17 protein-coding genes are annotated in these 18,950 nt (G+C 67.1%); 11 read left to right on the forward strand and 6 right to left on the reverse strand.

Going from position 1 to position 18,950, the window contains the following annotated elements; translation table 11 throughout:
- The first annotated feature begins 109 nt into the window (after window positions 1-109).
- The 4 genes from ftsZ to recN all read left to right on the forward strand — a co-directional run bounded on the left by ftsZ (window position 110) and on the right by recN (window position 5,564).
- Complete coding sequence (gene ftsZ, locus E7811_RS17180; RefSeq protein WP_136395914.1) at window positions 110-1,708, forward strand: cell division protein FtsZ; 1,599 nt, start codon at window positions 110-112, stop codon at window positions 1,706-1,708.
- A gap of 252 nt (window positions 1,709-1,960) precedes the next feature.
- The gene (gene lpxC / locus E7811_RS17185) at window positions 1,961-2,881 is read left to right on the forward strand and encodes a UDP-3-O-acyl-N-acetylglucosamine deacetylase (RefSeq protein WP_136395942.1); all 921 of its coding nucleotides are present in this window, start codon (window positions 1,961-1,963) and stop codon (window positions 2,879-2,881) included.
- Window positions 2,882-3,018: 137 nt separating this feature from the next.
- Window positions 3,019-3,879, forward strand: coding sequence for an outer membrane protein assembly factor BamD (locus E7811_RS17190; protein ID WP_136395915.1), 861 nt, complete (start codon window positions 3,019-3,021; stop codon window positions 3,877-3,879).
- Between the two features lie 38 nt (window positions 3,880-3,917).
- Window positions 3,918-5,564 carry a DNA repair protein RecN gene (gene recN, locus E7811_RS17195; RefSeq protein WP_136395916.1) on the forward strand — a complete coding sequence of 549 codons (1,647 nt, stop codon included), beginning with the start codon at window positions 3,918-3,920 and terminating at the stop codon, window positions 5,562-5,564.
- Here recN and E7811_RS17200 read toward each other — a convergent pair whose 3' ends face one another.
- The 4 genes from E7811_RS17200 to E7811_RS17215 form a co-directional block, all read right to left on the reverse strand.
- Window positions 5,565-5,963, reverse strand: coding sequence for a nuclear transport factor 2 family protein (locus tag E7811_RS17200; protein ID WP_136395917.1), 399 nt, complete (start codon window positions 5,961-5,963; stop codon window positions 5,565-5,567). It lies immediately after the preceding gene.
- Window positions 5,960-7,333 carry an FAD-binding oxidoreductase gene (locus E7811_RS17205; RefSeq protein ID WP_136395918.1) on the reverse strand — a complete coding sequence of 458 codons (1,374 nt, stop codon included), beginning with the start codon at window positions 7,331-7,333 and terminating at the stop codon, window positions 5,960-5,962. Before E7811_RS17205 ends, E7811_RS17200 begins: the two co-directional genes overlap by 4 nt.
- A 64-nt stretch (window positions 7,334-7,397) precedes the next feature.
- Complete coding sequence (locus E7811_RS17210; RefSeq protein ID WP_136395919.1) at window positions 7,398-8,045, reverse strand: DUF1638 domain-containing protein; 648 nt, start codon at window positions 8,043-8,045, stop codon at window positions 7,398-7,400.
- Window positions 8,046-8,170: 125 nt separating this feature from the next.
- Window positions 8,171-8,869, reverse strand: a complete 699-nt coding sequence (locus E7811_RS17215; RefSeq protein ID WP_136395920.1) for a corrinoid protein — start codon at window positions 8,867-8,869, stop codon at window positions 8,171-8,173.
- A gap of 158 nt (window positions 8,870-9,027) precedes the next feature.
- Here E7811_RS17215 and E7811_RS17220 point away from each other — a divergent pair, with 158 nt between their 5' ends.
- Window positions 9,028-10,116, forward strand: a complete 1,089-nt coding sequence (locus tag E7811_RS17220; protein ID WP_136395921.1) for a PA0069 family radical SAM protein — start codon at window positions 9,028-9,030, stop codon at window positions 10,114-10,116.
- A gap of 252 nt (window positions 10,117-10,368) precedes the next feature.
- Here E7811_RS17220 and purS read toward each other — a convergent pair whose 3' ends face one another.
- Both purS and E7811_RS17230 read right to left on the reverse strand, forming a co-directional pair.
- On the reverse strand, window positions 10,369-10,608 hold the full coding sequence (gene purS / locus E7811_RS17225; protein WP_136395922.1) for a phosphoribosylformylglycinamidine synthase subunit PurS: 240 nt from the start codon (window positions 10,606-10,608) through the stop codon (window positions 10,369-10,371).
- Window positions 10,609-10,619: 11 nt separating this feature from the next.
- On the reverse strand, window positions 10,620-11,402 hold the full coding sequence (locus E7811_RS17230) for a phosphoribosylaminoimidazolesuccinocarboxamide synthase (protein WP_136395923.1): 783 nt from the start codon (window positions 11,400-11,402) through the stop codon (window positions 10,620-10,622).
- A 346-nt stretch (window positions 11,403-11,748) separates the two neighbouring features.
- Between E7811_RS17230 and E7811_RS17235 the strand changes: the two genes are divergently transcribed.
- From E7811_RS17235 to E7811_RS17260, 6 genes are all read left to right on the forward strand, one after another.
- Window positions 11,749-12,063, forward strand: coding sequence for a DUF1476 domain-containing protein (locus E7811_RS17235; protein WP_136395924.1), 315 nt, complete (start codon window positions 11,749-11,751; stop codon window positions 12,061-12,063).
- 246 nt (window positions 12,064-12,309) lie between these two features.
- Complete coding sequence (gene bmt / locus E7811_RS17240) at window positions 12,310-13,323, forward strand: betaine--homocysteine S-methyltransferase (protein WP_136395925.1); 1,014 nt, start codon at window positions 12,310-12,312, stop codon at window positions 13,321-13,323.
- Between the two features lie 85 nt (window positions 13,324-13,408).
- Window positions 13,409-14,446 carry a zinc-dependent alcohol dehydrogenase family protein gene (locus E7811_RS17245; RefSeq protein WP_136395926.1) on the forward strand — a complete coding sequence of 346 codons (1,038 nt, stop codon included), beginning with the start codon at window positions 13,409-13,411 and terminating at the stop codon, window positions 14,444-14,446.
- Window positions 14,447-14,718: 272 nt separating this feature from the next.
- Window positions 14,719-15,387: a phosphoribosylformylglycinamidine synthase subunit PurQ gene (purQ, locus tag E7811_RS17250; RefSeq protein ID WP_136395927.1), complete on the forward strand. Its 669-nt coding sequence runs from the start codon at window positions 14,719-14,721 to the stop codon at window positions 15,385-15,387.
- Window positions 15,388-15,433: 46 nt separating this feature from the next.
- Complete coding sequence (locus tag E7811_RS17255) at window positions 15,434-17,203, forward strand: ATP-binding protein (protein ID WP_136395928.1); 1,770 nt, start codon at window positions 15,434-15,436, stop codon at window positions 17,201-17,203.
- Between the two features lie 7 nt (window positions 17,204-17,210).
- Entirely contained in the window at window positions 17,211-18,539 is a 1,329-nt protein-coding gene (locus E7811_RS17260) for a sigma-54-dependent transcriptional regulator (RefSeq protein ID WP_136395929.1), read from the forward strand.
- Window positions 18,540-18,950: the final 411 nt, after the last annotated feature.

Consider the following 18,950-nt stretch of genomic DNA (forward strand, 5'->3'; position numbering starts at 1 on the left):
ATAGAATTGTGGGTAATTCGGTTCTGGGCGCCTCGGGACGGGCGGGAATCGGACCGAAACGGATAAAATGGCGGCCGATGAGGCTGGGACAAAGACAGGCGGATTGGCAATGGCTCTGAACTTGATGATGACCTCGCAGCGCGACGAATTGAAGCCGCGGATCACGGTGTTCGGCGTGGGCGGCGCCGGGGGCAACGCGGTCAACAACATGATCGAGAAAAGCCTTGAAGGGGTCGAGTTCGTCGTCGCCAACACCGATGCGCAGGCGCTGCAGCAAAGCCGCGCCGAGGCCCGCATCCAGATGGGCGTGAAGGCGACCGAGGGCCTGGGCGCCGGTGCCCGGCCGACGGTCGGTGCCGCTGCCGCCGAGGAAACCATCGAAGAGATCGTCGATCATCTGGCGGGCGCGCACATGTGCTTCATCACCGCCGGGATGGGCGGCGGCACCGGAACCGGCGCTGCCCCGATCATCGCGCAGGCCGCGCGTGAGCTGGGTGTGCTGACAGTGGGCGTCGTGACGAAGCCTTTCCAGTTCGAAGGCGCCAAGCGCATGAAGCAGGCCGAAGAGGGCATCGAAGCCCTGCAGAAGGTCGTCGATACGCTGATCATCATCCCGAACCAGAACCTGTTCCGGCTTGCCAACGAGCGCACCACCTTTACCGAAGCCTTCGCCATGGCTGACGACGTGCTCTATCAGGGCGTGAAGGGCGTGACCGACCTGATGGTGCGCCCCGGCCTGATCAACCTCGACTTCGCCGACGTCCGCGCGGTGATGGACGAGATGGGCAAGGCGATGATGGGCACGGGCGAGGCGCAGGGCGATGACCGCGCCGTGCAGGCCGCCGAAAAGGCCATCGCCAACCCGCTTCTGGACGAAATCAGCCTGAACGGCGCCAAGGGCGTGCTGATCAACATCACCGGCGGCTACGACCTGACGCTGTTCGAACTGGACGAGGCCGCGAACATCATCCGCGAAAAGGTGGACCCAGACGCCAATATCATCGTCGGCTCCACGCTGGATCCGTCGATGGAAGGCGCGATGCGCGTTTCGGTCGTGGCGACCGGGATCGACGCCTCGAACGTGAAGACGGATGCGCCGGTGGCGCGCCGGTCGATGGCAGCCCCGCTTCCGCAGCCGACCCCGGTCGCCGAACCCGCCCGCGAACCTGCCGTCAAGGTGCAGGTGGTTCCCGCCGCCGCGCAGGCACCTGTTGCCCCGCCCATGCCGGAAGAGGCGCCCTCGCTGTTCGACGCGGTCGAGGATCATGCCGCCGACGATCTGCCGCCGCCGGCCTATGTGCCGCCGCGTGCCCCGGCGCAGCCTGCTGTCCGCGCCGCCGCGCCCGCGGCTGCGCTGGACAATGACGCCGCTGCCTTCGTCGCGCCCCGTCCGCGTGCGACGGGCCAGCCCTCGCCCGAGGCGCTGGCGCGCCTTCAGGCCGCCGTCAACAAGTCGCCTGCCGGTGCCACGCGTCCGGCTGCCGCTGCGGCCCCGCGTCCGGCGGCACCCGCCCCTGCGGAACGTCCGCGGTTCGGTATCGGGTCGCTGATCAACCGGATGGCAGGCCATGCAGAGCCGGCCCCGGAACGGCCCGCAGCAGCCGCCCGGCAACAGCCGCCGGTCACGCATTACGACGACGAACCGGAACTGAGCGCCGATCAGGAACGGATCGAGATCCCCGCGTTCCTGCGCCGCCAGGCCAACTGAAGCGGTCACGATTTATCAGGGAAGGGCCCGGTTCGCCGGGTCTTTTCTTTTTGCATTCCAGTGACTTGCATCTGATTTGGCGGTTCTTTGCGCGACCTCGGGCGCACTGTTACATCCCGTTACAAAGAGTGAGTTGTTCCCGCGGGGGCGGTCACTTAGTTAAAATCCGTAAAAGTCCCGCCACGACGGGCCGGTTCTTCCAGGGGTCGGCTCTTCGGACCAGACATGGCGTGGATAACCCAGAGGCTCAAGTTGCAGAACACGCTCCGCTCCGCTGTCGTCTTTGAAGGGCTCGGGCTCCATTCCGGGGAACCCGTGCGGATGGTCGTCCATCCCGCCTCGGCCGATTACGGGATCTGGTTCAAGCGCACCGACGTGACCGGCTCTGACGCGATGATCGCGGCCCGCTGGGATGCCGTCGTTCCCTCGAAGCTGTGCACGCTTCTGGCCAACCGGCAGGGCGTGACCGTCTCGACCGTCGAACATGTGATGGCGGCGCTGGCGGGCTGTGCGATCCACAACGCGCTGATCGAGATCGACGGGCCGGAAGTGCCGATCCTTGACGGATCGTCGGCGCCCTTCGTCCAGGCCTTCATCGCCCGCGGGCTGCGCGAACAGTCCGCGCCCGTCCGCGCGATCCGCGTGCTGCGTCCGGTCGAGGTGCGCGAAGGTGACGCGGTCGCCCGGCTGGATCCGTCCGACATGCTGGAAATCGACTTCCGCATCGACTTTGCCGAACCGGCCATCGGCCAGCAGGAAAAGCGCCTGAACATGGCAAACGGTGCCTTTGTGCGCGAACTTTGCGACAGCCGCACCTTCTGCCGCCAGTCCGATGTGGACGTGATGCGCGCGAATGGCCTGGCGCTTGGCGGCACGCTGGAAAACGCCGTGGTGTTCGATGCCGACGGGGTGCTTTCGCCTGGCGGCCTGCGCCACGCCGACGAGCCGGTTCGCCACAAGATGCTTGACGCCCTCGGTGATCTGGCGCTGGCGGGCGGGCCGATCCTGGGCCGCTATACCGGGGTTCGGGCGGGGCATGCGATGACCAATCGCCTGCTGCGGGCGCTGTTTGCGGACCCGACCTTGTACGAGATCGTGGACTGCGGCGACCAGACCGTCTGCAAACTGCCCGGCATGGGCGTTGTGCGGGCGGATGTCCCCGCGCGCGCCTGACCTGCGGAAAAGCCTGCAAAGGCGTTTTGCGCCGCGGATTTTTCTGTGCTAGGACGGTTGCCAAGCGGTGGCCGGACGGGCATTTTCGTCGGGTGCCGGACGGGCAAAGAGTAATCGGACAGGCAGGTAAGCAGAGCATGGTCGTCGGGATTTCGGGGATCGTCGGAAAGACGGGGGCCAGAGTTCTTGGCGCGGGGCTCTTGCTGGCGCTGCTGGCCGGCTGCGGTGGCGGTGATGCCAATGACGTGCCTCTGGACACGCTGAGCGCGCAGCAGATCTTCGAACGGGGTGAGTTCGAGCTGGAAAACAGCCGCAAGCAGGAACAGGCGATCCGCTATTTCTCCGAGGTCGAACGGCTTTACCCCTATTCGGACTGGGCGCGCCGCGCGCTGATCATGCAGGCCTTCGCCTATCACAAGGCCAAGGAATACGAAGACGCCCGCGCCGCCGCGCAACGGTTCATCGACAACTACCCCGGCGACGAGGACGCGGCCTATGCGAAATACCTGCTGGCGCTGTCCTACTATGACCAGATCGACGAAGTCGGCCGCGACCAGGGCCTGACCTTCCAGGCGCTGCAGGCGCTGCGCGAGGTGATCGAACAGTATCCCGACAGCGAATATGCCAAGTCGGCGCTGCTGAAATTCGACCTCGCCTTCGACCATCTGGCCGGCAAGGAGATGGAGATCGGGCGTTATTACCTGAAGCGCAAGCACTATACCGCGGCGATCAACCGGTTCCGCGTCGTGGTGCAGGATTTCCAGAACACGACCCACACCGCCGAGGCGCTGCATCGTTTGGTCGAATCCTACCTGGCACTTGGCCTGACGGACGAGGCGCAGACGGCCGGGGCGATTCTGGGCTACAACTATCAGTCCAGCCCGTTCTACGAAGACACCTACCGCCTGCTGACCGCACGGGGGCTTGAACCCTCGGTCAAGGGCGACAGCTGGCTGGCTGCGGTCTACCGGCAGGTTGTCCGCGGCGAGTGGCTGTAAGGGCAGGGGCGGGGGAAACCCCATCCGACGGGGGCAGGATGCTCTGCGCGCTTGAAATCCGCGACATGCTGATCATCGACCGGTTGAGCCTTGCGTTCCGGCCCGGTCTGAACGTTCTGACCGGCGAAACCGGCGCGGGCAAATCCATTTTGCTGGATTCGCTTGGCTTTGTTCTGGGATGGCGCGGAAGGGCCGAACTGGTGCGCGCGGGCGCAGAACAGGGCGAGGTGGTGGCCGAATTCGCGCTGCCCGCCGGTCACGCGGCCCATGCGGTGCTGGAGGAGGCGGGGATCGGCGCCGAGGACGGTACGCTGATCCTCCGGCGGGTGAATACGGCGGATGGCCGCAAGACCGCCTGGGTCAATGATCGCCGCGTGTCCGGCGAGGTGCTGCGCGCGCTGTCCGATACGCTTGTGGAATTGCATGGCCAGCATGACGACCGGGGGCTGCTGAACCCGCGCGGGCACCGGCAGTTGCTGGACACCTTCGCCAGGATCGATCTTGCGCCCATGCGGGCGGCATGGTCGCGTCTGGGGCAGGCGCGACGCGCCGTCGCCGCCGCGCGCACGGCGCTGGAGGCGATGCGCAGCGAAGAGGATTTCCTGCGCCATGCGGTCGCCGAGCTTGACAAGCTGAACGCCGAACCGGGCGAGGAGGCGACGCTGGACGCGCGCCGCCGGATGATGCAGGGGGCCGAACGGATCCGCGCCGACATCGCCCGCGCGCACCAGGCGCTGTCCGAGGACGGCGCCGGCGCGATCCTGACCGATGCCATGCGCTGGCTGGAAGGGGCGGCCGACCGGGCCGAAGGTGCGCTGGAGGAACCGATCGCCGCGCTGAGCCGGGCGCTGACCGAACTGGGCGAGGCGCAGATGGGGGTGGAACGGGTGCTGGACAGCCTCGATTTCAACCCGGCAGAGCTTGAGACGGTCGAGGAACGGCTGTTCGCGATCCGGGCGCTGGCGCGCAAGCACGGTGTGTTGCCCGATGACCTTGGCGCTTTCGCGGGGGATTTGCGGGCACGCCTTGCCGCGCTTGACGGCGGGGCGGGGAACATCGCCGCGCTGGAAAAGGCCGAGGCCGAGGCGGACGCGGCCTATCAGGCCGAAGCGGCGGCGGTCACGGCCCGGCGGACGGAGGCCGCCCGGCGGCTGGATGCCGCGATGGCGGCGGAACTGGCGCCGCTGAAGATGGAACGCGCGGTCTTCGCGACCGAGATCACGCCCGCCGATCCGGGGCCCGAGGGGCGCGATCAGGTGGCCTTCACTGTGGCCACGAACCCTGGCGCGCCGTCCGGGCCGCTGAACCGGATCGCCTCGGGCGGGGAGCTTTCGCGCTTTCTTCTGGCGCTGAAGGTCTGCCTGATGGGCGATGCGCCGGGCATGACGCTGATCTTCGACGAAATCGACCGCGGCGTGGGCGGGGCCACCGCCGATGCGGTCGGGCGGCGGTTGAAGGCGCTGGCGGCAGGGGCGCAGGTTCTGGTCGTCACGCACAGCCCGCAGGTGGCGGCCCTGGGCGGCCATCACTGGCGCGTGGAAAAGCGCGTGGAGGGCGACATGACACTGTCGACCGTGACGCCCCTGGACGTGCCTGCGCGGGTCGAGGAAATCGCCCGGATGCTGTCGGGCGATACGATTTCGGATGCGGCGCGGCAGGCGGCGCGGGCGCTGCTGGACGGCTGATCAGCCCGTCGCGGCGAAGGTCAGGCTCACTGCGCGCCAGCCCTCTTGCGTGGCGATCAGCACAGCCGTCATCAGCGCGCCGATGCGGCCCATGTCACGGCCTTCGTGATCGACCAGCCCCGACAGGACGAACCGCTGATGCAGCACACCCGCGCCGGGGCCGATGGGGCGCAGGCGGGCCTTTCCGGTCACAAGGCGCGACCGGGCGAAACTGCCCGCGAATTCCCCTGCCAGCGTGGCGGCGATCTCTTTCCGGCCCTCGCAGACGGCCCCGCTGAGCGTCAGCATGTCGGCGTCCTCGACCAGAAGCGCGGAAAGCCCCTCGGCATCGCGTGCGCCCCAGAGGCTGGCGAAGGTGCGGGGAAAATCCTCGGGCGATTGCAGGGCGTGGGCAGTCATTGGTCCTCCACCAGTTTGCCGGGATTCATCAAGCCGGCGGGGTCAAGTGCTGCCTTGATCGCCCCCATCACCGCCCAGGCATCCCCGTGTTCGGCGGCCATGTGGCCTTTCTTGCCGATCCCGATGCCATGTTCGCCGGTGATCGTGCCGCCAAAGCGCAGCGCGCGTTCCGCCATCCGCCCGGCCAGCGCCTTGGCCGTGGCAAGCTCGTCCGGATCGTCGCGGCGGACCAGAAGGATCGCGTGGAAGTTTCCGTCGCCCACATGGCCAAGGATCGGGCCGGGGATGCCGCTTGCAGCGATATCGGCTTGGGTTTCGGCCACGGCCTCGGCCAGGCGCGAGATCGGCACGCAGACATCCGTCACCACCGCCGTGGCACCGGGGCGCGAGGCAACGATGGCCGGATAGGCGTTATGACGCATCTTCCAGAGGCGGGTGCGGTCCTCGGTCCGGTCGGCCCACTGAAAGCCGCGGCTGCCGAACGCTTCGGCCAGTTCGCCGAAACGGGCCGCCTGTTCCGCCACCCCGGCGGGCGAGCCGTGGAATTCGACCAGCAGATGCGGCACCTCGGGCAGCGCCATTCCGGCATGCGCGTTGCAGGCGCGGACCGAGGCGTCGTCCAGGAATTCGATCCGCGCCATCGGGATCCCCGACTGGATCGTGGCGATGACGCAGTCCACCGCCTCGGCCATGCCCGGGAAGGCGCAGACTGCCGCCGAAATCGCCTCGGGCTGGCCATGCAGGCGCAAGGTCAGTTCGGTGATCAGGCCAAGCGTGCCTTCGGAGCCGACGAACAGCGCGGTCAGGTCATAGCCTGCACTGGATTTCGGGGCGGCGGTTCCGGTGCGGATCACGCGCCCGTCTGCCAGCACCACCTCAAGCCCCAGCACCGCGTCGCGCATCGTGCCGTAACGCACCGCCGTCGTGCCCGAGGCGCGGGTCGCGGCCATGCCACCGATGGTGGCATTGGCCCCCGGATCGACCGGAAACATCAGCCCCGTCGCGCGTAGATCGGCGTTCAGCGCCTCGCGCGTGATGCCGGGCTGGACGCGGGCGATCATGTCTTCGGCGCGGACCTCGATCAGGCGGTCCATGCGGGTGAAATCGACCGTGACGCCGCCCCTGACCGCCAGCGCATGCCCTTCCAGCGAGGTGCCCGCCCCCCAGCCGATGACCGGCAGGCCGTGGCTGGCGCAGATGCGCATCAGCGCCGCCACCTCGGCCGTCGTTTCGGGGAAGGCCACCGCATCGGGACTGCGCGCCGTGACATGGGTTTCGCTGGCGGCGTGCTGGTCCAGCACGGCCGGGGATGTAGTGAGCCGATCGCCCAGAAGGGCGCGGAGCGCGGTCAGCGCAGGATCGGGGAACATGGCCTGCCTCGTTCGTTCGGGCGCAGTCTAGGCCAAGGCCGGGGCAGGGGAAAGGCGCCCTCCGTCAGGTGGCGGCAAAGCGCCGAAGCGAGGTTTCCAGATCGCCATAGCCCGTCAGCCGCCGTTCATAGGCAAGGCCAAGGCGCGCCGCGCAATCCGCCGCCTTCGCATCCAGCGCCGGATCATCTGTCTGGGCCTGATAAACCAGCTTGGTGTAGTTGCCGAACATCATCGGGATCAGTTCGGGGTGACGGTCGAACCCCATCGGGCGCCAGACGAAGGCATCGAACTGCCGGACGAGGAAATCGGTCAGGTAAAAGGCGGTGATCTCGGTTTCGGCCTTTTCCGCGAACAGGACATTGCCTTCAAAAAACGAATAGCAATGAGGGCCTTCAAGCATCTCGACGCCCAATTTCTTGCACTTATGCAACAATTGCCCGCCTGTTCCGCAATCCGCGTAAAGGACATAGACCGCCTCGTATGCGTCCTTCCGTTTCTTGACAGCCTCTTCCACCGCCGCCGGGATCCGGTCGGGCCACAGATGCAGGTTCGCGGGCAGGCACTGCAGATCGAGGTGATCCCAGCCGTTCACGGCCTTCAGCGCAAGGATCTCGTGCGCCAGCGCGCCACAGGCGATGGCCAGGATGCGCCCGCCGCGTTCTGCGGTCAGGCCCTGTTCTGTCAGCACACGGTCATCGGGGGAATGGATCATCGGCATTGCCTTGCGTTTCGACGAATGTGGGGGGCGGGCAGGCCCCCCGCAAGGAAAAAGAAACCCCGGCTTGCGTATCGCGAGCCGGGGCAGGACATGGGAGCCTTTATGAACCGATGCCCGGATCAGGCCTTCATCTGGTTGTGCTTGCGGCTGACCAGTGTCTTTGCGGTTTCCACGGCCACGGCGGCATCGCGGCAATAGGCGTCGGCGCCGATCGCGCGGCCGAATTCCTCGTTCAGGGGGGCGCCGCCCACCAGCACGATGTAATCCTCGCGCATGCCCTTTTCCTTCAGCGTGTCGATCACGACCTTCATGTAGGGCATGGTCGTCGTCAGCAGGGCGGACATGCCCAGGATGTCGGGCTTTTCGGTTTCCAGCGCCTCGAGATATTTCTCGACGGCATTGTTGATGCCAAGATCGACCACCTCGAAGCCCGCGCCTTCCATCATCATCGACACAAGGTTCTTGCCGATGTCATGGATGTCGCCCTTGACCGTGCCGATCACCATCTTGCCCATTCGCGGCGCGCCGGTTTCGGCCAAGAGCGGCTTGAGGATGGCCATGCCCGCTTTCATCGCGTTCGCGGCCAGCAGCACTTCGGGAACAAAAAGGATGCCGTCGCGGAAGTCGGCGCCGACGATCGTCATCCCTTCGACCAGCGCCTTGGTCAGGACGTCATAGGGCGTCCAGCCGCGCTCCAGAAGGATGGTGACACCTTCCTCGATCTCTTCCTTCAGACCGTCGTAAAGGTCGTCATGCATCTGAAGGACAAGTTCGTCGTCGCTCAGTTCCGAAAGGATGATGTCTTCTTCGTCGGCCATTGGGGGCGCTCCTGCGGGTCTTTGACACAGCCTGAATGCGGCACCTGCCGCCATTTCACTTTTCGGATTGCGACATGGGCGGGGTGAAAGCCGACAGCCGCAGGCCTGGCGCACAGAATCATCTGGCGAATGTTCGCATTATGTTCCATAGTCCCGGCATGTCTGACGATGCACGAACGCTGCTGCCCGGTCAAAGGCTTCGCGCGCGGGGGGCGCGGGAAAACCCCGCCGGCCGCTTCGAGCCCGAACGACGCGAGGCGGTCGCCGATGGCTGGGACCTGCCGGAGGATGACCGTCTGGTGTGCACCGAGGTGCGGATCGAACGGCCGCGGTCCGGGATCAGCTACAACCGGTCCCCCGACCTGCCATTCGACCGGTCGGTGAACCCCTACCGGGGGTGCGAGCATGGCTGCGCCTACTGCTATGCGAGGCCCAGCCATGCCTTTCTGAACCTGTCGCCGGGGGTAGATTTCGAAACCCGTCTGATCGCGCGCCCCGGCATCGATGCGGTGCTGGCGCAGGAACTGCGGGCGAAATCCTATTCCCCCGCACCGATCGCGCTTGGCACCAATACCGACCCTTACCAACCCTGCGAAGCCGAGCACCGTGTGACGCGCGGGGTGCTGGAGGTGCTGCGGGATTTCCACCACCCTGTGGCCATCGTCACCAAAGGCACGCTGATCGAACGGGATATCGACATCCTCGGCCCGATGGGGCAGGCGGGCCTGGCGCGGGTCGGTGTGTCGGTCACGACGCTGGATGCGCCGCTCGCCCGGCAGATGGAGCCGCGCTGCCCGCCGCCCGCGCGGCGGCTTGAAACCATTCGCCGTCTGGCGGAGGCGGGCGTGCCGGTGCGCGTGATGGTGTCGCCCGTGGTCCCCGGCCTGACCGATACCGAGCTCGAGGCGATCCTGAAGGCGGCCCGCGATGCAGGTGCGACCTCGGCCAGCTGGATCATGCTGCGCCTGCCTCTTGAGGTCGCCGCGCTGTTCCGGGACTGGCTGGCCGAGCATCGTCCGGGCGAGGCGGCAAAGATCATGGCACGGGTCCGCGAATTGCACGGCGGGCGCGACTACGATCCCGAATTCGGCCGCCGCATGCGGGGCCGGGGCGTCTGGTCCGACCTGATGGACCAGCGGTTCCGCAAGGCGCTGACCCGTCTCGGCCTGACCGAACGCCAGCCGCCGATGGACACGGGACGGTTCTGCCCGCCACCTCGCCCCGGCGATCAGCTGACCCTGCTTTAGGGATGAAAGCGGAAAGGGGGCGCTGCCCCCTCGGGCCTCGCGGCCCTCACCCCCGTGATATTTGGACCAGAGTGAAGGGCATTTGATTCAAGTTGCCTTTCAACCTGACGAAAATACCCTCGGGGGGTGAATTTGCCGAAGGCAAAGAGGGGGGCAGACAGCCCCCCTTTCCCGTGCCGGCCGCACGCCGTGTCGGTCATGAAATTCTGCCCGCCAAAACAGTATGTTGCGGGCGGATCTTCGTCCTGATGCTCACGAAATCTCGACCGTGTATTTCTCGATCACGGTATTGGCCAGAAGCTTTTCGCACATCGCCTTGACCTCGGCCTCGGCGGCGGCGCGGTCGGTGGCGGCGAGGTCGAGGTCGATCACCTTGCCCTGACGCACGGCGGTGACGCCGGAAAACCCAAGCGTGCCAAGCGCGTGGCGCACGGCCTCGCCCTGCGGATCAAGGACACCATCCTTCAGCATGACATGGACGCGGGCTTTCATCGTCGGGCCTTTCAGTTGATCAGGGTCGGTTTGGTGGTATGCGTGACGTTCGAGGGCAGGACGCCTAGGCGCCGCGCAAGTTCGGTATAGGGATCGGCCAGCGGGCCGGGTTCGCGGATCAGGCCTTCGCGGTCGGGGCTTTCCAGCCCGCGCAGGTCCCACAGCGTGCAGACATCCGGGCTGATCTCGTCGGCGACGATCAGGCGCATGAAGTCGCCTTCCCAGATCCGGCCGGCCTCGATCCGGAAATCGGCCAGACGGATGCCCACGCCCAGCATCACGCCAGAGAGGAAGTCGTTGACGCGCAGCGCCAGCGCCACGATGTCATCAAGGTCCTGCTGATTGGCCCAGCCGAAGGCGACGATATGTTCCTCGGCCACCATCGGCGTGCCCAGGCGGCTGTCCTTGTAATAGTATTCGACGATCGGCCGGGGCAGCGGCGTGCCTTCCGGAATGCCAAGTCGGCGGCTGAGGTCGCCCGCGGCGAAATTGCGCACCACGATTTCCAGCGGGACGATCTCGGCCATGCGGACGAGTTGTTCGCGCATGTTCAGGCGGCGGATGAAATGGGTGGGCACCCCGATGCCGTTCAGCCCCGACATGAAGAATTCCGAAAGCCGGTTGTTCAGCACACCCTTGCCATCGCCCACGCCCGAGGCCGTACCAGCGGCCGTGGCGCCGTCCTTCCCGCCGCTGGCGGGGTCGTCCTTGAAATACGTGATCAGGGTGCCGGGTTCGGGGCCTTCGTAGAGGATCTTCGCCTGCCCCTCGTAGACCTTCTTGCGACGTGCCATGCCTTCTCCGATCCGTGGGCGCCCGAATGTTCGCCAAGCATCCCCCGTGGGTTCCTCCGCGCTTCCTGCGCGGGCGGCCCGTGGGGCGCCCGTCAGGGTCCGGCGCTGCCGTATGCTGCCGGGCGTTTGCGCGCCTATAAGCCAAGCAGGCCCGCCTTACAAGGACAAGCCCGCCAAGCTCATGCCCGGCCAGCACCCGGCCTTGCCCGCCCCGCTTCGCTTCGTCGCGCCTGCCGTCCGCAGCCGCAGCGGGCCGGGGCGGTTTTTCCGGCTCGCTGCCTCTTGCGAGCAGGGACGGGGCGGGGCATATGGAGGAAAAGAGACATTCACCGCAAGGGGCCCGACCATGACCACCTTTGACGACCGCGAGAACGCGTTTGAAGCCAAGTTCGCCCATGATGCCGACATGCAGTTCCGCGCCGAGGCGCGTCGCAACAAGCTTCTGGGGCTTTGGGCCGCGGGCCTGATGGGCAAGACCGGGGCCGATGCGGATGCCTATGCGATCGAGGTGGTGAATTCCGATTTCGAGGAAGCCGGGATCGAGGACGTGGTGCGCAAGGTCGCGGCGGATCTGGGTGCCAAGGCCTCGGCCGACGAGATCCGCGCGAAGATGGCCGAACTGCTGCCGGTCGCCAAGGCGCAGCTCATGGACGAATTCTGATCCGGCGAGTGACCGGATGAAAAAGGGCCGTCCCCCGGGGGCGGCCCTTTTCGCATGGCGGCACGCCGTTGCCCCGTCGTTCCGCCTCCGCCTGGCGAGGCGCCGACTTGCGCGCCCCTGCATGATGAAGTTGCGGAATATGGGTTTGCCTGTCGCTTTCCGCCGTGGCAAGGGTAGGTCAGGCCGGGCACGGGTGCCCGGAGGCTGAAATAGCGGCCATCGCGGCCGCCAAGTGACGAGGCAAGGATGACCGACCTGCTTTCCCGCCTTCTGGCCGAACGCGACTGGCTGATGGCCGACGGGGCGACGGGCACGAACCTGTTCAACATGGGCCTGTCCTCGGGCGATGCGCCCGAATACTGGAACGCCGACCGCCCCGACGATATCCGCACGCTTTACCGCAGCGCGGTCGAGGCCGGGTCGGACATCTTCCTGACCAACACCTTCGGTGGCAATGCAAGCCGGCTGAAGCTGCATGGCGGGCAGGGCCGGGTGCGCGAACTGAACCGTCTGGGCGCGGCGCTCGGCCGCGAGATCGCCGATGCGGCGGGCCGGCCCGTGGTTGTCGCCGGGTCGATGGGCCCGACGGGCGAGATCATGGCCCCGATGGGCAGCCTGACCCATGAGCTGGCGGTCGAGATGTTCCATGAACAGGCCGAAGGGCTGAAGGAGGGCGGCGTCGACGTGCTCTGGGTGGAAACCATCAGCGCGCCCGAGGAATTCCGCGCCGCCGCCGAGGCCGCGTGCCTTGCCGGCATGCCCTGGTGCGGCACGATGAGCTTTGACACCGCGGGGCGCACCATGATGGGCGTGACCTCGGCGCAGATGGCCGATCTGGTCGAGAAGCTGCCGAACCCGCCCGTGGCTTTCGGTGCGAACTGCGGCGTGGGCTCGTCCGACCTGTTGCGCACCATCCTGGGTTTCGTGGCCCAGGGTACCGAACGCCCGATCATCGCCAAGGGCAATGCGGGTATCCCGAAATACAAGGACGGCGCCATCGTCTATGACGGCACGCCCGATCTGATGGCCGATTACGCCTGCCTCGCGCGCGACGCGGGCGCGCGGATCATCGGCGGCTGCTGCGGCACCATGGCCGAACACCTGCGCGCCATGCGCGCGGCGCTGGAAACCCGGCCCAAGGGACCGCGCCCGACGCTCGAGGCGATCTCGGAGGCCCTGGGGCCCTTCTCCTCGGCCGGGGACGGCACCGGGGACGAGGCGGGCGGCCCGGCCCGCCGCGAACGCCGCAGGGGGCGCTGAGCCTTTCGCCATGAGCGGTGTGGCGCGGGCTTGACGGCACGCCCGCGCTCTGCCCCCATGCGGGAAACCGCCAAGGGGGGATCACATGCGCGCCGCCGTTCTTCGCCAGTACAATGCCGACCTGTCGATCGAGGAAGTTCCCGATCCGGTCTGCGAACCCGACGGCGTGGTGCTGAAGGTCCTGGCCTGCGGCATCTGCCGGTCGGACTGGCACGGCTGGACCGGGGAACATCCGCGCGTCAAGCCCGGCCAGATACCGGGGCATGAATACTGCGGCGAGGTGGTGGAGGCCGGGCCGCTGGCGAAATGGCGGGTGGGCGACCGGGTCGTGGCGCCCTTCATCCTGTCCTGCGGGGCCTGCCCGGACTGCCAGTCGGGGCAGGGGCACACCTGCAAGAACCAGCGCCTGCCGGGCTTTACCGAACCGGGCGCCTTCGCCGACCTCGTCAGCGTGCCGATGGCCCACAACCTGGCGCGGCTGCCCGAAAGCCTGTCGCCGGTGGTGGCGGCGGGGCTTGGGTGCCGGGTGACGACCGCCTGGCACGCGCTGACCGGGCGCGCGGCGGTGCAGGCGGGCGAATGGCTGGCGATCCACGGCACCGGGGGGATCGGGCTTTCCTGCCTGATCCTCGGCCGGGCGATGGGGGCGCGGGTGATCGTCGTCGACGTGGTGCCCGAAAAGCTGGACCACGCGCTGTCGCTCGGGGCCGAGATCGCCATCGACGCGCGGCAGGGCGACGTCGCCGCCCGCATCGTCGAGGCCACCGGCGGCGGCGCCCATGTGAGCGTGGAGGCCCTGGGGATCGAGGCCACCACCAACGGGTCCATCGAATGCCTGCGCGCGCTTGGCCGCCATGTGCAGGTGGGCATGCCGGTGGGCCACACCGCGCGGATGCAGATCAACATGAACGCGGTCTACATGAAGAACCTCGCGCTTTTCGGCACGCGGGGGATGCCCAGCTGGCGCTACCCCTCGCTCCTGGCGCTGATCGAGGCGGGCCGGGTGGACATGCGCCCGCTCATCGCCCGGGAGGTGAAACTCGCCGACGCCTCCGCCGAACTCCGCGCCTTCAACGGCCCCACCCCGCCGGGGGTGGCGGTGATCGTGGGGTTGGGGGCGTGATACGCCAAATCAACCGTAGCTCAATTCAATTGCCGATGGCTTCAAGCGAAGTGACGCCGGGAACATCATCCTTACGTTAAACATCAGTCCTTCCAACAGGAATTGAACGGCACGGAAAATTCAAACCAGCTAAAGCGATTCTTCTCGCCTCCTCAGGGCAATCCTCCCCACTTTCCTCAGCCTCCCGTTTGCGCTATGGGGCGGGCGGGGTGGGCGCTGAGGGGCGACTCCCCCACCGTGACCCGTCCACATCCTGACCCGAGGACCGACCCATGAAGGCTGCCGTCATCACCTTTCCCGGCTCCAACTGCGACCGCGACATGGCCGTGGCCTTCGAACGGGCGGGGGCCGATGTGGCGCGGGTCTGGCACAAGGACACGGCGCTGCCCGCGGGCGTCGATGTGGTGGCCATTCCCGGCGGCTTCTCGTTCGGCGACTACCTGCGCTGCGGCGCGATCGCGGCGCGTTCGCCCATCGGGGCGGCGGTGATCGACCATGCCCGCCGCGGTGGCTATGTGCTGGGCGTCTGCAACGGCTTTCAGGTGCTGACCGAGATGGGCCTTCTGCCCGGCGCGCTGATGCGCAACGCGGGGCTGAAATTCGTCTGCAAGCGGGTCGACCTGCGGGTGGCCACGACCGACAGCGCCTATACCTCGGGCTATGGCCTGGGCGAGGTGATCTCGGTCCCGGTGGCGCATCACGACGGCAACTACACGGTGGATGCCGAAACGCTGGCGCGCCTTCAGGGCGAGGACCGCGTGGCCTTCACCTACATGGACAATCCCAACGGCGCGATGGGGGATATCGCGGGCGTCCTGTCGGAAAACCGGCGCGTCCTGGGGATGATGCCGCACCCCGAGCGGGTGGTGGACGCGGCCCATGGCGGCACCGACGGGGCGCGGCTTTTCGCGGGCCTGATCGGCGGGTTGGCGCTGGCCTGAGGGGCGGGGCCTTGAGGGGCCTGCGGTCCGCGCCTAGACTCTTTCCATGAGCGACCGCCACACCACGCCAGACGATACCGGCACCGAGGGCACGCAGGGCATCACCTGGCCCGTGCGGCTGGTCATCCTGTTCCTGGTCCTGGCGGCGGTCGTTGTGGTGTTTGTCACCAACCGATGGCTGACCGAACGCTTCACCGAGGCGACGCGCACGCGGGCGGAACTGCGGATGGCGCTTTATTCCGGGAACCTCACGTCGGAGTTGCAGCGCACGGCGGTCGTGCCGCTTCTGCTGGCGCGGGACCCCGAGCTGATCAAGGCGCTGTCGGCGGGCGATTTCTCGGGCACCTCGGCGCGGCTGATGTCCTTCCAGGCCGAAATCGGCGCCGCCTCGATCCTGCTTCTGGACGTGGACGGGCGGATCGTGGGCGCGACGAACCGCAACCTCCTGGGCACGTCGCTGCGCGAAAAGCCGCAGTTCGTCGATGCGCAGCGGACCAATGAGACGGTGTTCTCGGCCGCGCAGTCGGACACGGGCGGTTACGAGTTCAGCTATTCGCGGGCGGTCCGGGCCGAAAACCGCATCCTGGGGGTGGTGGTCGTCGCCCCGGACCTGGTGAAGTATGAACGCGCCTGGTCGGCCTTCCAGGATGCGGTGATCGTGACCGACAGCACCGGGATCGTGATGCTGGCGACCGAACCGCGCTGGCGCGGCAAGCTGCTGGAAGAGGCGCTGGCGGTGAAGGATTCGCCCTCGGCGATGGCGCGGGCGCTGAAGGGCGCGACCGACTGGGCGCAAGCCCCGCCCGATGCCTATCTGCGCGGCGAGGCGGTGATGCGGACCGAGGCGCGGGTGCCCTTCCGCGGCTGGCGGATCGTGACCTTCACCGCCTATGATTCCGTGCGCGAACGGGTGAACGGGGTTCTGGCGCTGGAGATCATGGGCTTTGCCATCCTGCTGGCGCTGACCTTCTACTTCCTGTCGCGGCGGGCGTGGTCGCAATCGCTGTCCTTCCAGAAGGAATCCGCGGAACTGCGGCTTCTGAACGCGCGCCTGCAGCGCGAGATCGCGGAACGCGAGAAGGCGCAGAAGGATCTGGCCGTCGCCGAACAGACGCTGGCGCAATCCTCGAAACTGGCCGCCCTGGGGGAGATGTCGGCGGCGGTCAGCCACGAGCTGAACCAGCCGCTGGCGGCGATGAAGACCTATCTGGCCGGGGCGCGGCTGCTTTTGCAGCGCCGCCGCCCGGAAGAGGCGCTGTCGTCCTTTCAGCGGATCGACGACCTGATCGAGCGGATGGGCGCGATCACCCGGCAGCTGAAATCCTATGCCCGCAAGGGCGGCGAGGCGTTCGAGCCGGTGGACGTGCGCGCCTGCGTGTCCTCGGCGCTGGCGATGATGGAGCCGCAGCTGAAGGCGCGGGTGGTGCGCATCACCCGGACCCTGCCGCGCCAGCCGGTGATGGTGATGGCCGACAGGATCCGGCTGGAACAGGTGATCATCAACCTGTTGCGCAACGCGCTGGATGCCACGAAGGACCGCCCCGACCCGCAGGTCGAGATCCTGCTGACGTCGGGCGAGGCGGCGGTGCTGGCGGTGCGTGACAATGGCCACGGGATCGCCGATCTCGATAACCTGTTCGAACCCTTCTACACCACCAAGAAGCCCGGCGAGGGCGTCGGGCTTGGCCTTGCCATCTCGTCAGGGATCGTTGCCGATCTGGGCGGACGGCTGACGGCCAAGAACCTGCCCGCGGGCGGCGCGGTGTTCGAAGTGCAACTGCCCCTTCTGGGCAAGGAAGTTGAAGCAGCGGAGTAAAGACAGCATGGCGCGAGCGATGAAGGTTGCGATCGTCGATGACGAAGCCGATATGCGGCAGTCGATCAGCCAGTGGCTGGCCCTTTCGGGCTTTGACACGGAAACCTATGGCAGCGCGGAAGAGGCGCTGGCGTCCCTGTCGCCGGAATTCCCCGGCGTGGTCGTGAGCGACATCCGGATGCCGGGCATGGACGGCATGGCGTTTCTGAAACGGCTGATGAGCATGGATTCCGGCCTTCCGGTGATCATGATCACCGGGCATGGCGACGTGCCGATGGCGGTGGAGGCGATGCGGATCGGGGCCTATGACTTTCTGGAAAAGCCGTTCAATCCCGACCGGATGACCGAACTTGCCAAGCGCGCCACACAGGCGCGGCGGCTGACACTGGACAACCGCGCGCTGCGGCGCGAGCTGTCGGACGGCACGGTCCTCATGAAGAAACTGATCGGCTCCAGCCCGGTGATGGAACGGCTGCGCGAGGATATCCTCGATCTGGGGCAGGCCGACAGCCATGTGCTGATCGACGGTGAAACCGGCACCGGCAAGACGCTGGTGGCGCACGCGTTGCACGCGGTGGGCCCGCGCGCCGGGCGCAAGTTCGTCACCATCTCCTGCGCGGCCTGGTCCGAGGATCAGCTGGCCGAAAAACTGTTCGGGCCGACCTCGGAAGGGCATCTGCCGCTGGTCGAGGAGGCGCGCGGCGGCACGCTTTGCCTTGAGGATATCGAATCCCTGTCCCATGCGCTGCAATCGCGGCTGCTGACCTTCATCAACGAACAGGGCACTCCGCCCGAGACGCGGATCATCGCGATCTGCAACGAACATGCGCCAGACAAGTCGCTGGAAGATATCCTGCGGCCCGACCTGTTCTACCGGCTGGGGGCGATGACGATCGTTCTGCCGCCGCTCCGCCAGCGGGGCGAAGACATCCTGACTCTGTTCACCCGCATGTCGGAACAGTTCGCCGAGGAATACGGCTGCGACGCCCCCGCCGTGACCGCGCAGGAGGCCGCGCAGCTTCTGCAGGCCCCCTGGCCCGGAAACGTGCGCCAGCTGGTGAACATCGCCGAGCGCGCGGTATTGCAGAACCGGCGCGGCTCGGGGTCGATCGCCAGCCTTCTGATGGCCGACAACGAGGCGTCGGGCCCGGCGCTGACGACCGAGGGCAAGCCGCTGAAGGATTATGTGGAGGCCTTCGAGCGGATGCTGATCGACAACACCATGCGCCGCCACAAGGGCAGCATCGTCGCGGTGATGGAGGAACTTTGCCTGCCGCGCCGGACCCTGAACGAGAAGATGGCCAAATACGGGCTGAGCCGGGCGGATTACGTCTGATCCGCGCGATCCCTTCCTGACCGGGGCGGGCCCGCGCTGCCGCGTTAGATCTGCGGCGCTTCAGCCCGTGGTTGAGGTCCGGAAAGGCGCGGCACCCGCAGAAGGGGAGGCAGTGGCCGAAATTCGCCATTGCCCTTTGCCTGACTTTCCCGCTAGGGTCGCGAGGCGCGGGTCTGTCCCGCCAACGAATTCTCTGGCCATGGTGAAGGTGCGCATCGTCGCGCCGCTCAGGGTCAGCCGGATCGGTCGCAAGACTGTTAGCATTGCCCTCATGTCCCCGGACCTGTGCGGCTATTTTAGGTGGGGGGCGAAAACCCTCCAGACGTGAACCGCGATGATGCGCGCGATGGAAAACAAGGCTTTCGAGGTCTGCCCGCAGGGCAAGGCCCGATTTGCCGCACCGTGCGCCAG

The organism is Aliigemmobacter aestuarii (assembly GCF_004799285.1).
Lineage (GTDB): Bacteria > Pseudomonadota > Alphaproteobacteria > Rhodobacterales > Rhodobacteraceae > Aliigemmobacter > Aliigemmobacter aestuarii.

Coding starts and splice junctions, on each gene's coding strand:
- E7811_RS17210 (WP_136395919.1), bottom strand. CDS start 8,045: ATGATCCATTCCCCCGATGACCGTGTGCTGACAGAACAGGGCCTGACC.
- E7811_RS17205 (WP_136395918.1), bottom strand. CDS start 7,333: ATGTTCCCCGATCCTGCGCTGACCGCGCTCCGCGCCCTTCTGGGCGAT.
- E7811_RS17220 (WP_136395921.1), top strand. CDS start 9,028: ATGTCTGACGATGCACGAACGCTGCTGCCCGGTCAAAGGCTTCGCGCG.
- E7811_RS17255 (WP_136395928.1), top strand. CDS start 15,434: ATGAGCGACCGCCACACCACGCCAGACGATACCGGCACCGAGGGCACG.
- purQ (WP_136395927.1), top strand. CDS start 14,719: ATGAAGGCTGCCGTCATCACCTTTCCCGGCTCCAACTGCGACCGCGAC.
- E7811_RS17230 (WP_136395923.1), bottom strand. CDS start 11,402: ATGGCACGTCGCAAGAAGGTCTACGAGGGGCAGGCGAAGATCCTCTAC.
- E7811_RS17190 (WP_136395915.1), top strand. CDS start 3,019: ATGGTCGTCGGGATTTCGGGGATCGTCGGAAAGACGGGGGCCAGAGTT.
- recN (WP_136395916.1), top strand. CDS start 3,918: ATGCTCTGCGCGCTTGAAATCCGCGACATGCTGATCATCGACCGGTTG.
- E7811_RS17260 (WP_136395929.1), top strand. CDS start 17,211: ATGGCGCGAGCGATGAAGGTTGCGATCGTCGATGACGAAGCCGATATG.
- E7811_RS17235 (WP_136395924.1), top strand. CDS start 11,749: ATGACCACCTTTGACGACCGCGAGAACGCGTTTGAAGCCAAGTTCGCC.
- ftsZ (WP_136395914.1), top strand. CDS start 110: ATGGCTCTGAACTTGATGATGACCTCGCAGCGCGACGAATTGAAGCCG.
- E7811_RS17200 (WP_136395917.1), bottom strand. CDS start 5,963: ATGACTGCCCACGCCCTGCAATCGCCCGAGGATTTTCCCCGCACCTTC.
- E7811_RS17215 (WP_136395920.1), bottom strand. CDS start 8,869: ATGGCCGACGAAGAAGACATCATCCTTTCGGAACTGAGCGACGACGAA.
- purS (WP_136395922.1), bottom strand. CDS start 10,608: ATGAAAGCCCGCGTCCATGTCATGCTGAAGGATGGTGTCCTTGATCCG.
- bmt (WP_136395925.1), top strand. CDS start 12,310: ATGACCGACCTGCTTTCCCGCCTTCTGGCCGAACGCGACTGGCTGATG.
- E7811_RS17245 (WP_136395926.1), top strand. CDS start 13,409: ATGCGCGCCGCCGTTCTTCGCCAGTACAATGCCGACCTGTCGATCGAG.